The following is a 12,329-nucleotide window of genomic DNA, read 5'->3' as shown; positions in this document are numbered from 1 at the left end:
CGTCGTCGTCCATCAGCGTGACTGCCATCGTGCACGCGCGCGTACGCGCGTTTTCTGCAAGGCACAGGTTTTCCGCGGACAAGCGGAGAACGAACCAGGACGATACGACCGCTGAACCGGAGGGGGCCGGGATGAGACTGCTGCTCGTCGAGGACGACAACCACGTCGCCGCCGCACTCTCCGCGGTCCTGGCCCGGCACGGGTTCTTTGTCACGCACGCCCGCAGCGGCGAGGAGGCCCTCCAGGCGCTCGTCCCCGAGGTCGACGGCTACGACGTCGTCCTGCTCGACCTCGGACTGCCCGACCAGGACGGCTACGAGGTCTGTGGCAAGATCCGCAAACGCACCAGCACCCCGGTCATCATGGTCACCGCCCGCGCCGACGTCCGTTCCCGCATCCACGGCCTCAACCTGGGCGCCGACGACTACGTGGTGAAGCCGTACGACACCGGGGAACTGCTCGCCCGGATCCACGCCGTCAGCCGGCGCACCCACCACGAGGACGGCTCGGCCGGTGGCGACAACGCGCTCCGGCTCGGCCCCGTCCACATAGAACTGCCCACCCGCCAGGTCAGCGTGGACGGCACGGTGGTCCAGCTCACCCGCAAGGAGTTCGACCTGCTGGCGCTGCTCGCCCAGCGGCCCGGTGTGGTCTTCCGCCGGGAACAGATCATCAGCGAGGTCTGGCGCACCAGCTGGGAGGGCACCGGGCGCACCCTGGAGGTGCACGTCGCCTCCCTGCGCGCGAAGCTGCGCATGCCCGCCCTCATCGAGACCGTACGCGGCGTGGGTTACCGCCTCGTCGCCCCGGCCGCGTAGCGGGGACGGGTGCGCACACGTCTCCTCCCGCTGCTCATCGTCCTGCTGGCGGCCGTCCTGCTCGCGCTCGGCATCCCCCTCGCCGCCAGCGTGGCCGCCGCCCAGCAGCAGAAGGTCGTCGTGGACCGGATCGACGACACCGCACGGTTCGCGGCCCTGGCCCAGTTCGTCACCGACGCATCCACCACGTCACGCCCCACGGGGACCGACGAGCGCCAGGAGACGCTCCGCCGCGAACTCGCGAGCTACTACGGCGTCTACGGCATCCGCGCGGGCGTCTTCTACCGCAACGCGTCCTCCATGGCCAACGCGCCCGACGACTGGGTCCTGCCGAAGACGGGCGAGGTACGCGAGGCCTACGACGAGGCGCTGCTCAGCCGGCGCAGCCATGACCCCCGGCAGGTGTGGCCCTGGCAGCGCACCCGGCTCGTGGTGGCCTCGCCGGTGATCCGTGACGGTGACGTGGTCGCCGTGGTGGTCACCGACTCGCCCACCGGGCCGATGCGTTCACGGACCCTGCGCGGCTGGCTGTTCATCGGCGCCGGCGAGTTCGCCGCGATGCTGCTCGCGGTCGGCGCGGCGCTGCGGCTGACCGGGTGGGTGCTGCGGCCCGTACGGGTGCTCGACGCCACCACCCACGAGATCGCCAGCGGCCGGCTCAAGTCCCGGGTCGCGGCGGCCGGCGGTCCGCCGGAACTCAGACGGCTGGCCCGGGCGTTCAACGAGATGGCGGACAACGTCGAGGACGTGCTGGAGCAACAGCGGGCCTTCGTCGCCGACGCCTCCCACCAGCTGCGCAACCCGCTGGCCGCGCTGCTGCTGCGCATCGAACTGCTCGCCCTCGAGCTCCCGGAGGGTAACGAGGAGATCGCCTCGGTCCGCACCGAGGGCAAGCGGCTCGCCCAGGTCCTGGACGACCTGCTCGACCTCGCGCTGGCCGAGCACGCCGAGGCGGACCTGATGCTGACGGACGTCGGCCGGCTGGCGGCGGAGCGGGTCGCGGCGTGGGCGCCGGCCGCGGCGGCGAAGGGGGTCCGGCTGAGCGGGGAGTGCCCGGCGACCACCGGGTGGGCCGACCCCATCACGCTGTCCAGCGCGCTGGACGCGGTGATCGACAACGCGGTGAAGTTCACGCCGGAGGGAGGCGTGGTGGAGGTGGCTGTCGCGGCCGACGGTGCCATGTCGACGGTCGTGGTGACCGACACGGGGCCGGGGCTGACCGATGAGGAACTCGCGCGGGTCGGGGACCGGTTCTGGCGCAGTGGGCGCCATCAGAACGTGAAGGGGTCGGGGCTGGGGCTGTCGATCACGCGGGCGTTGCTGGCGGCGGGTGGGGGTTCGTTGTCGTACGAGCACGGTGAGCCGCGGGGGCTGCGGGTGACTGTGTCGGTGCCGCGGAGTCGGTGAGAGACGGGTGGGTGCGGTTGTGGATCGGGTGCGGGCCGGCGGGGTTTTGTCGCGCCCACGAGGCGGTAACCGCATATCCCAAACAGCCCCGAGCCCCTTTCGGGGCGCTTCCGCTGCGGCCTGTCGGAAAAGGCGCCGTCCCCCAGGGGCGTTCTCTTTCGCGGTCCTTCAGGGCTTCACCGACCGGTAGTACCGTCGTGCGCCCTCCTGCAAGGGCAGGGGGTCCGTGTAGATCGCTGTGCGCAGATCCACCAGTTGGGCCGAGTGGACGTGGGCGCCGATGTCGTCGCGGCTCTTGATGACCGTACGGGTCACCCACTCGGTGAGGCGTGGGTCCATGTCCTCGCGGGTCATGAGGAGGTTGGAGACCGCGATCGTCGCCACCGTCGTGCCCTGCTGCACCGACGGGTACGCCGACTCGGGCATGTTCGTCGCCCGGTAGTATCGCGCGGCCTCACCCTCGGAGTGCAGTTTGTTGACGAGACTGTCGTCTATCGGCACGAACGTGAAGCGGAACTTCTTCGCGAGGTCCAGCAGTCCCTTGGTGGGCAGCCCGCCCGACCAGAAGAACGCGTCGACCTTGCCGCGCCGCAGCTGGTCCGGGCCGGTGTCGATGCCTTCCGCCACCGGGACGATGTCCTTCGCGGGGTCGATCCCGGCGGCGCTGAGCACCCGGTTGGCGATCAGCCGCACACCCGAGTTGGGCAGTCCTATCGCCACTCGCTTGTGCCGCAGCTGCGCGATGCCGGTGATGCCCGAGTCGCGCCCCACGACGAGCTGGACGTAGTCGTCGTAGAGCCGCGCCACCCCGCGCATCCGGTCGGCGCCCCGGCCGTCGTTCAGCTGGTACGTCTCCACCGCGTCGGCCGCCGCGATGGTGAAGTCGACCTGGCCGGTCGCCACTCGCCGCACGTTCTCGTACGACCCCGCGCTCTGGACCAGTTTGACCTTCAGGCCCGGCATGTCCCGGCCCAGCTCGGTGCGGAGCCGCTCGCCGTACTCCTGGTAGACCCCACGCAGCGTGCCGGTGCTGAAGGTGATCGTCCCGGTCGGCGGCTCCTCGCCCAGCGGCAGCAGCCACCACAGCAGCAGGCCGAACGCGACGAGGCCGGCGGCCGAGCCCTGGAGCGCGCGGCGCCTGCCGATACGGGGGAACACCTTTGACATGCGCGCGATCCTGCCAGCCGGTCCCGCTCCTGACCAGGGCCGAGCCAGGAGGGCGGACCGGGACTGTCAGTGGCGGCGGCTAGAGTCGTTCGCATGACCAGCTCCTCGCCCGCCTGTCTCGTCCGGGAGTTCCACCGCGCCTTCGGCCTGGACGCCCGTACCACGCCGACCGAGGTCTCTCCCGAGCTGGCCGCACACCGGGGGGAGTTGCTCGCCGAGGAGGCCGCGGAGGTCGCCGAGGTGGCGGTCGACGGGCCCCTCGACCGACTCGCGCACGAACTGGCGGACGTGGTCTACGTGGCGTACGGCACCGCGCTGGTGCACGGCATCGACCTCGACGCGGTGATCGCCGAGATCCACCGGTCCAACATGAGCAAGCTGGGGCCCGACGGGCAGGTCGCCCGCCGGGCCGACGGAAAGGTGCTGAAGGGCGAGCACTACCGGGCGCCTGACGTCTCGGCCGAGCTGCGCCGCCAGGGCTGGATACCGGGCGACGCGGACTGACCCGGGCTCGGAGCGTGCCGGCCGTCGGCTGCCACTCGCGGTGCAGGGCGGCCACAGCCCAACGCGGCCTGAACCACGACGACTTCGGGCCGCCGTGGCCGTTTCCGGGAAGGTCAGCCCTGCTTACTGGATGTACTCGGGTGGTGCGACAACGCGGCGAGGTGCCGTGCCGGGCGTCGCGAGCCGGTGGACCTTTCCGGTCGCAGCACTAGCCGCCGACCTGGCCGAGCCGCAGGTTCCAGCGGCCGGGGCCGCCGGTGACCTCCGTCGCGGCCAGCGGCGGGACGTCTACGCGCCAGAACGCCGTCTCGGGCGCCCCGAGCGCGTGCAGCGCCACGGCCCGAACCACCTCCGGCTCCACCACCGCGATCGTCCGGCCGGTCGTGCGGCCCGTCGCCTTCAGCCACTCGGTGATCCGCGCGCAGAACTCCCGTACCGATTCGCCTCCGTGCGGCGCGGCTCCCGGCTCGGACAGCCACTGGACCAGCGCCTCGGGTTCGGCGGCACTGACCTCCTCCAGCGTCCGGCCCCGCCAGCGGCCCGCGTCCAGGCCCGCCAGGCCGGGTTCCGCCGAGGCGTCCAGGCCCAGCGCGACGGCCGTCTCACGGCAGCGCACGCTGGGGGAGCTGACCGCCCGGCCGGCGGGCAGCGACAGCGCCACCGCCTCCGGGTTCTCGATGGAGTCGCCGTCGTCGAAGCGGGCCCGCCGCAGCGAGGGGGTGATCGCCGGGGCTATGAGGATGACTCGGCAGGTCACGGGGCGGTTCCTCCTGGCGCGTCCATCGGGGGCGGGTGCCGGACGCGCACGACAGTACGCCGTCCGGCGCCCGGACCGGCCCACAGCTCTGCGCGCCCAGGTCTTCTTCACAGCCCCCGGGCCGGTCCGGCGCCCAGGAGGATAGGGTCGTAAGTACCGTTTGTATGGGTTTGACACGGTCTGCTCAACGCCGCCTCGCAGGGTGGTCGTGCCGGTCCGGGCCATGGGGTCACCATCTCGGAGGCGGTGACTGTCTGTGCCGTACGGGTCACGTGACCGCGAGACGCGCGGAGTTGATCGCCCCACGGCCATACGCCTCACAAAGACCCGCCATAAGCGCAACCTCTGGCCGCCCGGCTCCCCCGACCGGCCCGAACGCGGCACGGAGGGGGCGATGGCGGCCGGGACGGCACACCGGTCCGCGCGCTTATGGGGGCCATCGGATCCGCCGATGGCGGGACCGGAATCCGCGGCGGGACCGGGCGCTTGTGGACTCCCGTCACCTCACGGACGAGGTGACGGGACGACCGGTTCGTCCCCTGCATTTCACACCTGAGGACATCTCATGGGAACTGTTGATCTGACCGGACGCGTGGCCCTGCTGACCGGCGCCACCAGCGGTATCGGCGCCGCGACCGCGACCCTGTTCGCCGAACGGGGTGCCCACGTGCTGGTCGCGGGACGGAACGCGGAGCGCGGCGAGAAGGTGGTCGCGGCCGTCCGCGAGCGCGGCGGCAAGGCCGACTTCCTGGCGGCGGAGCTGCGGGACGCCGACTCGGTGCGGCAGCTGGCCAGGCGGGCCGTCGAGCTGGGCGGCGGCCGGGTGGACATCATCGTCAACAACGCCGGCATCTTCCCGTTCGGCCTGACGGCCGAGACGCCGTCCAGCGATGTGGACGCCGTCTACGACCTGAACGTGAAGGCGCCGTTCTACCTGGTCGCCGAGCTGGCACCGGGCATGGCCGAGCGTGGACAGGGTGCGATCGTGAACGTCAGCACGATCGTCGCCGAGTACGGGGTCGTGGGCATGGCGCTGTACGGGTCGAGCAAGGCGGCCGTCAACCTGCTGACCAAGGCCTGGGCCGCCGAGTTCGGCCCGCGGGGCGTGCGGGTGAACGCCGTGGAGCCCGGCCCGACCCGTACCGAGGGCACGGCCGCCATGGGCGACGACCTGGACGCCCTGGCCGCCCAGGCGCCCGCGGGCCGGCCCGGCGAGGCACGGGAGATCGCCGAGGCGATCGCCTACCTGGCGAGCGACGCGGCGAGCTTCGTGCAGGGAGCGATCCTGCCGGTCGACGGCGGCCGCACGGCCGTCTGACGCATCAAGGGGGGCGCCGGAACCTGCCACCCGGCGCTCCGGCCGGGTCAGGCGAGGTCCCGCTGAAGCGCTGGGCGTGCCGGGCAGTGTCCCAGCCGTCTCCGGAGGCCTCGCCGTGTCCGCCCGTGTCCGGCGGGGCCCAGGCGGTTCCCGGTCGTGTCCGGTGAAGCGCCAGGTGTCTTCGGCGGTCCGGGTCGTGTCCGGTGAAGCGCCAGGTGTCTTCGGCGGTCCGGGTCGTGTCCGGTGAAGCGCCAGGTGTCTTCGGCGGTCCCGGTCGTGTCCGGTGGTGTCCCGGCTGTCCTCGGCGCCCCGCCGGCCGTCTCCGGCAGGGTGCCCCCGACGGTCGCGGTCGGTCGGTGTCGGGTCGGGGCGTGCGGGTTCAGGCCCGGGGCGGACGGTCCAGGGTCGCGATGAAGTGGCCCAGGTCGCGGCGGCGGGAGTCGGACGGCCATACCGCCCAGGTGCGCCGCACCAGCGGGTCGCCGATCAGCGGTGACCAGGTCACATGGTCGGGCAACGGCTGCTGCCAGCCCGGCGGAGCCAGTGCGAACGCCTTCCCGGAGGCAACCGCGGCCAGCTTCACGTCGGCGATCAGCGCCTGCCCCTCAGGCGCCTCGGGGCCGAGATCGAGGCCGTGCCCGCGCAGGATCGCGGTCAGCTCGTCGTACCAGGCGGGGCTTCCGGCCCGCGGGAATCCGACCCACTGCAACGTGTTGAGCGCGTCGAGCGGGATGCCGTCGGGCCCGGCCAGCTCGGCTGCCTGTTCGACGCCGACCAGCACACCGAGTCTCTCCCGTACGACGAGCAGCGCGTCGAACTCCGGCCCAGACGGCCGCTCTCGGAGAAAGCCGACGTCGAGGTCGGCGGCGCGCAGCGCGGTCAGCTGCTCCGCCGTGGACAGATGCCGGGCCTGCACCCGTGTCTCCGGATACGTCGAGGCCAGTTCGGCGAGCGCCGGGTCGAGCAGCCCGGACGGCAGCTCCAAAGGGATCCCGATGCGCAGCGCCCCGCCGCCCGGACCGGCGTACCCGGCCATCACCCGCAGCGCCTGATCGTGCCGGGCGAGCACCGCCCGTGCCTCACCGGCCAGCGCGGTCCCCGCTTCGGTCGCCCGCACCCCGCTGCGCCCGCGCACCAGCAGTCGCACACCCAGCTGCCGCTCCAGCCCGCTGATCGTCTGGGACAGAGCGGGCTGGCTCACATGCAGCCGCCGCGCGGCAGCGGACAGCCCGCCCTCCTCCACCACCGTCACGAACGCCCGCAGCTCGCGCAACTCCATGCCGCCTATGCCATCACGCCCGCCGACGGGAGTCACGTGCTTACACAATCCTCACGCGACCGATCGTTTATAGCGATAACGCTTATCTCCGACTATCTGGCCTAAATGGGAAACAGGGCAGCTTTCCGCTCGTTGGTATCTATGACGGCGAATAACCGGAAGCTCTGTATTCGCCGCTGATGGAGACCACCATCGAGGATCGGAGTGCTGCGATGTCGCTGACGTCATCCGAACGGCCGTACGCCGCTCGTGCGGGCACGGTGAACGCCGAGACCAGGAATCTCACCGAGCGCGGCGAGCGATCGCGGCACGGCGACCGCTCGGGCGCCCTGCGCGCCGCGGTGTTCGGCGTCAACGACGGCCTGGTCTCCAACACGGCACTGGTGATGGGCTTCGCCGGATCCGGCGTCTCCGGTACGGCCGTCCTGTTCGCCGGAGTCGCCGGACTGCTGGCCGGAGCCTTCTCCATGGCCGCCGGCGAGTACATCTCCATGCGCAGCCAACGCGAGGCCTACGAGCGCGAGATAGCGGTCGCCGCCGACCAGCTGCGCGCCGACCCGGGCGCCCACGAGGCGGAACTCGTCCAGCTCTACCGGGACAAGGGACTGGACGCGGACGACGCCCGGCATGTCGCGACGACCATCATGCGGGACCACGACACCGCCCTCAACACCATGGTCCGCGAGGAACTCGGGCTGGACCCGGATGAGTTGGGTTCGCCGTGGTCGGCGGCCTTCTCCAGCCTCGCCTCGTTCGCCCTCGGCGCCCTGACCGCCGTACTGCCCTTCCTCTTCCTCTCGGGAACGGCCGCGCTGCTGCTCGCCGTCGCCCTGGCGGGCACCGCCCTGTTCGCCGTCGGCGGGGCGATCGGCCTGCTCAACCGCCGGGCGCCGCTCCGCTCCGGGGCCCGCCAGCTCTTCGTGGGCGCCCTCGCCGCCGCGGCCGTCTTCGGGATCGGGCATGTGGTCGGCGCCAGAGTCGGCTGACCCCGACCGACGGCACAACCGAACGAACTCATCACCCACGGAGGACAATCATGCGCAGCACCACACTGGGATCGACCGGACTGCTGGTCTCCCGCATTGCCTTCGGCACCTGGCAACTCGGCGGGGACTGGGGCACCTTCGCCGAGGACGACGCCAGGAGGGCGATCCACCGGGCCCGCGAGCTCGGGGTGAACTTCTTCGACACCGCCCAGGGGTACGGCTTCGGTGCGTCAGAACGCCTGCTCGGAGCCGCCCTGCGGGACGAACTCCGCGGACACCGCGACGAGTTGGTGATCGCCACCAAGGGCGGCCTGCGCCGCACCGGCACCGGAGTGGCCCGGGACGCGAGCCCCGCCGCCCTGCGCGCCGGCGTCGACGCCAGCCTGACCGCGCTCGGCGTCGACCACATCGACCTCTACCAGGTCCACTGGCCCGACCCGGACGTGCCGCTCGCCGATACGGCCGGCGCGCTGGAGGAACTGGTCGCGGCCGGCAAGATCCGGCACGTCGGCGTGTCCAACTACACCGCCGAGCAGATGGCCGAGTTCTCCCGCACCCTGCCGGTGGAGACGCTGCAGCCGCCGTACCACCTCTTCCGCCGCGGGATCGAGGACACCGTCCTGCCCTACACCCGCCGGCGCGGCATCGGCGTCCTGGTCTACGGCCCGCTCGCGCACGGCCTGCTGACCGGCACGCTCGGGGAGGACACCGTCTTCCCCGCCGACGACTGGCGGGCGAAGAGCGAGGTCTTCCGCGGCGAGGCCTACCGGCGCAACCTCGGGGTCGTCCACGCCTTGGAGGAGTTCGCGGCCTTCCGTGACATGACGGTCAGTCAACTGGCCATTGCCTGGACCCTGGCCCGACCGGGCGTGGACGCGGCGATCGTCGGCGCGCGGCGCGTCCACCACGTCGAGGACAGCCTCGCGGCGGCGGACCTCACGCTCGACGAGACCGACCTCAAGGACATCGACTCGATCATGGCGGCGGCCACCTCGGTCGCCGGACCTTCCCCGGAGAGTGTGTGATGACCGCATCGACCGAACGAACCGAGCGGACCAAACCGACTGAACCGACTGAACCGACTGAACCGACTGAACAGACCGAACGGACCGAGCAGACCGAGCGAACAGGAAGGACCCGGGTCGCTGTTCTCGGCACCGGTGTCATGGGCGCCCCCATCGCACGCAACCTGCTGCGCGCCGGGTTCGACGTGACGGTGTGGAACCGGACCCGGCAGCGGGCCGAGGCGCTGGCCGGCTCTGGCGCGCGCGTCGCCGGGACCCCGGCCGGGGCGGCGGCGGAGGCCGGGTTCCTGATCACCATGCTCACCGACGGTGCCGCCGTGCAGAGCGCGATGACCGGGGCTGACGGCGCCCTGACCGCGCTCGGCCCGGGCGCGGTCTGGATCCAGATGAGCACGGTCGGCGTCCACGCCACCCGGCAGCTGGCGGAACTCGCCGAGGGGACCGCCGCGTTCGTCGACGCCCCGGTCTCCGGGAGTTCCGGGCCGGCGGAACGGGGCGAACTGCTCGTCCTCGCCTCCGGGGATCCGGCACTGCGCCCCCGGGTGCAGCCGCTGTTCGACGCGCTGGGCCACCGAACGCTGTGGCTGGACCGCCTCGGCGACGGCAGCCGCTTCAAGTTGGTGCTGAACAACTGGCTCGCGGTCCTGGTCGAAGGCATGGCCGAGACCGTCAGCCTGGCCGGCGTGCTCGGGCTGGAACCCGGTCTGGTGCTCGGCACCCTCACCGAGAGCCCGCTGGGGTCCCCGTATGCGACGGCCAAGGGCCGGGCCATGGTCGAGCACGACTTCGCCCCGGGTTTCCCGCTGCACCACGCGGGCAAGGACGCGGCCCTCGCCCTGGCGGCCGCCGACCACCGTGGGCTCGAACTGCCGCTCACCGAGGCGCTGCTGAAGCGCTGGGACGAGGCGATCGCGTCCGGCCACGCCACGGACGACGTGGCCGCGGCCATCACCGCGGCCGTCCCGACACATCCCTGAGCCTGGCGCCGGAGCCCGAGCGCAGCCTCGAGCCGGTGAACCTTTCCGGTCGCAGCACTGGCCCGGTGCGGGACGACTTCGAGCGATTGTCCGGGCTGCCGGAGGAGGCGGGATACGTCCGCGCCCCCGAGGGCTCCTACGGCGACGCGGATGTCGTCGTCTTCAACACCTGCGCCGCCTCCACGGCCGTGTCGGACTGCGCGAGGACACCGGCGTGCCGGACGTGCGAGGGCGGCGCGGGCCGGTGTTCCGCCGGGAACACCCACCCCCGGACCATGACCGGCGCGCCGCGGCCTGCGCCGGGCCCCGCCGCGCCTTCCCGGAGGCGGACGCGTGCGCCGCCCCTGTCGTGGTCGTGGTCAGCTCGCGGTGCCGGCGGTCGACGGGTCCGGCCGGGTCGGATGTGACCCGGCCGGACCCGCCGGTCGGGGGATCAGTGTGGGTGCGGCGTCCGTGCCACCGGATCGGCTACCAGCCGACGGCGACCAGGAGCCATTGCGGGTTGGCGTGGGAGATGAAGGAGGACTGGCCCGCCACGTCGTCGTAGGGGAAGCCGTAGGCGAGGTGGTTGATGGCGTTGTCGTGCCAGAACTTGGCGTAGTAGTTCGCCGGTGCCGCCGTGTAGAACCGGGCGGGGTCGGACTGCTGGGAGGCCGGCAGGGTCGCGACGTGGCGGTTGAGGGCGGCGCACATGTTCGGGTCGCCCGCCAGGGCGGCCGCGCAGCCGAAGATGTCGGAGGTGGCCGCGGTCACGCCCACCGACTGGGCGTACGAGGTGAAGTAGTTCGCGTTGGCGCCGCCTGCGCGGAAGCTCGGGTCGCTGCCGGGCGCGATGATCCGGTACGGGGCCTGGGTCTGGGCCAGCACGTCGAACTGGGACGGCACCGCGTCGATGAACCGCTGGAAGGTGGTGGCGCGGTCCTCGGCGAAGGTCTGCCGGTTCTCGCCGACCTCGACGTCGTAACCGTCCTTGGTGTGCAGGCGCATGGCCAGCTTCAGGCCGAAGGCGTCGACCCGGGTGGTGTTGCCGTTGAAGACGTTGTTGCCGACCGTGAACTCGATGAAGTCGTAGTACGAGCTGGTGGGCGAGCCCAGGTAGAAGTACATGCGGCCGGCGGAGTTGGCCGGCATGTCGAGGTAGGGCTGCTCGGCGATGGAGTGCGTCTGGCCGTTGAAGCTCCAGTACACCTGGCTGTCGGGGTACTTGCCGTTGGTGCGGTTGAGGATCTTCACCTCGACGGCGTTGTTCGCGGCGGGGATGTCACTGGTGCTGCCCCAGAAGTCGTCCGGCGGGGTGGTGGACCCGGGGCCGTAGACCTGGAACTCCCACAGGGAGTAGCCGTACGGGGTGCCGCGCGCGGTGCCGTAGAGGCGGACGAAGCGGCCGCTGCCGGTGATGGTCAGGTTCTGGGTTCCGCCGGTGGCGGTGGTCGTGGAGTAGACGGTGGTCCAGGTGGTGGCGTCGGTGGAGACCTGGACCTGGAAGGCGGTCGCGTAGGCGGCCTCCCAGGTCAGGGCGACCCGGCTGAGCTGCTGGACGGACCCGAGGTCGACCTGGAGCCACTGCGGGTCGGAGAAGGCCGAGGACCAGCGGGTGCCGGTGTTGCCGTCGACCGCCGCGCTCGCGGGGAAGGAGGCATTCTCGCTCGAGGAGGCGGTGGCGGGCCTGCCCTGGGACAGCAACTGGTCGGCGGCGTGCGCGGGCGACGGCGCGAGGACCGCGAAGAAGGCGGCGATCAGGACGACGACCAGGCCGAGAGCCGCGCGCGGGCGTACGGCGCCGGCCGGTGGTCTGCGGGTGGGTGCGCTGGCGGAACTCTGCATGCGGAGTCTCCTCAAGCCGGTTCGGCGTGCGTGGGGATGGAGCAACAGCAGACATGAGAGCGCTCCCTCGGGTTGTAGACCTACTCATGTCCGCCGTCAACAACTGAAGCCGAAATCAATCGGGTTACGACCCCGCCGATGACACGGCGCTGATCCCGGCGCTGGTATCGCCCACAACCTGTTCGCGGCCTTCAGCTTCCGACCGCTTGCACGGCCCGGGTCGACCCGCTTTTTACAACCCTTGACGCAACCGGTACGGACCTTTCC

General features: G+C 71.8%; 11 protein-coding genes. 7 read left to right on the top strand and 4 right to left on the bottom strand.

The window, feature by feature from the left end; genetic code table 11:
• Positions 1–131: 131 nt before the first annotated feature.
• Together AB0N16_RS03830 and AB0N16_RS03825 are read left to right on the top strand one after the other, a co-directional pair.
• Entirely contained in the window at positions 132–818 is a 687-nt protein-coding gene (locus AB0N16_RS03830; RefSeq protein ID WP_365792663.1) for a response regulator transcription factor, read from the top strand.
• A 9-nt stretch (positions 819–827) separates the two neighbouring features.
• Positions 828–2,225: a HAMP domain-containing sensor histidine kinase gene (locus AB0N16_RS03825; protein ID WP_365792661.1), complete on the top strand. Its 1,398-nt coding sequence runs from the start codon at positions 828–830 to the stop codon at positions 2,223–2,225.
• Between the two features lie 168 nt (positions 2,226–2,393).
• On the opposite strand, the gene AB0N16_RS03820 is transcribed toward AB0N16_RS03825, so the two are convergent.
• Positions 2,394–3,392 carry a TAXI family TRAP transporter solute-binding subunit gene (locus tag AB0N16_RS03820; protein ID WP_365792659.1) on the bottom strand — a complete coding sequence of 333 codons (999 nt, stop codon included), beginning with the start codon at positions 3,390–3,392 and terminating at the stop codon, positions 2,394–2,396.
• Between the two features lie 93 nt (positions 3,393–3,485).
• Between AB0N16_RS03820 and AB0N16_RS03815 the strand changes: the two genes are divergently transcribed.
• On the top strand, positions 3,486–3,896 hold the full coding sequence (locus AB0N16_RS03815; protein ID WP_365792657.1) for a MazG nucleotide pyrophosphohydrolase domain-containing protein: 411 nt from the start codon (positions 3,486–3,488) through the stop codon (positions 3,894–3,896).
• 208 nt (positions 3,897–4,104) lie between these two features.
• On the opposite strand, the gene AB0N16_RS03810 is transcribed toward AB0N16_RS03815, so the two are convergent.
• Positions 4,105–4,653, bottom strand: a complete 549-nt coding sequence (locus AB0N16_RS03810; protein WP_365792655.1) for a histidine phosphatase family protein — start codon at positions 4,651–4,653, stop codon at positions 4,105–4,107.
• A gap of 565 nt (positions 4,654–5,218) precedes the next feature.
• Between AB0N16_RS03810 and AB0N16_RS03805 the strand changes: the two genes are divergently transcribed.
• Complete coding sequence (locus tag AB0N16_RS03805; RefSeq protein ID WP_365792653.1) at positions 5,219–5,971, top strand: SDR family NAD(P)-dependent oxidoreductase; 753 nt, start codon at positions 5,219–5,221, stop codon at positions 5,969–5,971.
• A 379-nt stretch (positions 5,972–6,350) separates the two neighbouring features.
• Here the strand turns inward: AB0N16_RS03805 and AB0N16_RS03800 are convergent, their stop codons facing one another.
• On the bottom strand, positions 6,351–7,250 hold the full coding sequence (locus AB0N16_RS03800; RefSeq protein WP_365792651.1) for a LysR substrate-binding domain-containing protein: 900 nt from the start codon (positions 7,248–7,250) through the stop codon (positions 6,351–6,353).
• A 212-nt stretch (positions 7,251–7,462) separates the two neighbouring features.
• Here AB0N16_RS03800 and AB0N16_RS03795 point away from each other — a divergent pair, with 212 nt between their 5' ends.
• The 3 genes from AB0N16_RS03795 to AB0N16_RS03785 are packed head-to-tail and all read left to right on the top strand — an operon-like array spanning position 7,463 to position 10,238.
• Complete coding sequence (locus AB0N16_RS03795; RefSeq protein WP_365792649.1) at positions 7,463–8,236, top strand: VIT1/CCC1 transporter family protein; 774 nt, start codon at positions 7,463–7,465, stop codon at positions 8,234–8,236.
• Between the two features lie 50 nt (positions 8,237–8,286).
• Positions 8,287–9,261, top strand: coding sequence for an aldo/keto reductase (locus AB0N16_RS03790; RefSeq protein WP_365792647.1), 975 nt, complete (start codon positions 8,287–8,289; stop codon positions 9,259–9,261).
• On the top strand, positions 9,261–10,238 hold the full coding sequence (locus tag AB0N16_RS03785; protein WP_365792645.1) for an NAD(P)-dependent oxidoreductase: 978 nt from the start codon (positions 9,261–9,263) through the stop codon (positions 10,236–10,238). The genes AB0N16_RS03790 and AB0N16_RS03785 overlap by 1 nt, the downstream gene beginning before the upstream one ends.
• A gap of 468 nt (positions 10,239–10,706) precedes the next feature.
• Here the strand turns inward: AB0N16_RS03785 and AB0N16_RS03780 are convergent, their stop codons facing one another.
• Entirely contained in the window at positions 10,707–12,062 is a 1,356-nt protein-coding gene (locus tag AB0N16_RS03780; RefSeq protein WP_365792643.1) for a beta-1,3-glucanase family protein, read from the bottom strand.
• Positions 12,063–12,329: the final 267 nt, after the last annotated feature.

Origin of the sequence: Streptomyces sp. NPDC051105 (genome assembly GCF_040682795.1) — a bacterium.
Classification (GTDB): domain Bacteria; phylum Actinomycetota; class Actinomycetes; order Streptomycetales; family Streptomycetaceae; genus Streptomyces.
Note: the sequence above shows the minus strand (reverse complement) of the source record. Positions and strands in the feature narration are given on the sequence as shown.

Coding starts and splice junctions, on each gene's coding strand:
- AB0N16_RS03790 (WP_365792647.1), top strand. CDS start 8,287: ATGCGCAGCACCACACTGGGATCGACCGGACTGCTGGTCTCCCGCATT.
- AB0N16_RS03780 (WP_365792643.1), bottom strand. CDS start 12,062: ATGCAGAGTTCCGCCAGCGCACCCACCCGCAGACCACCGGCCGGCGCC.
- AB0N16_RS03830 (WP_365792663.1), top strand. CDS start 132: ATGAGACTGCTGCTCGTCGAGGACGACAACCACGTCGCCGCCGCACTC.
- AB0N16_RS03785 (WP_365792645.1), top strand. CDS start 9,261: ATGACCGCATCGACCGAACGAACCGAGCGGACCAAACCGACTGAACCG.
- AB0N16_RS03820 (WP_365792659.1), bottom strand. CDS start 3,392: ATGTCAAAGGTGTTCCCCCGTATCGGCAGGCGCCGCGCGCTCCAGGGC.
- AB0N16_RS03815 (WP_365792657.1), top strand. CDS start 3,486: ATGACCAGCTCCTCGCCCGCCTGTCTCGTCCGGGAGTTCCACCGCGCC.
- AB0N16_RS03800 (WP_365792651.1), bottom strand. CDS start 7,250: ATGGAGTTGCGCGAGCTGCGGGCGTTCGTGACGGTGGTGGAGGAGGGC.
- AB0N16_RS03805 (WP_365792653.1), top strand. CDS start 5,219: ATGGGAACTGTTGATCTGACCGGACGCGTGGCCCTGCTGACCGGCGCC.
- AB0N16_RS03795 (WP_365792649.1), top strand. CDS start 7,463: ATGTCGCTGACGTCATCCGAACGGCCGTACGCCGCTCGTGCGGGCACG.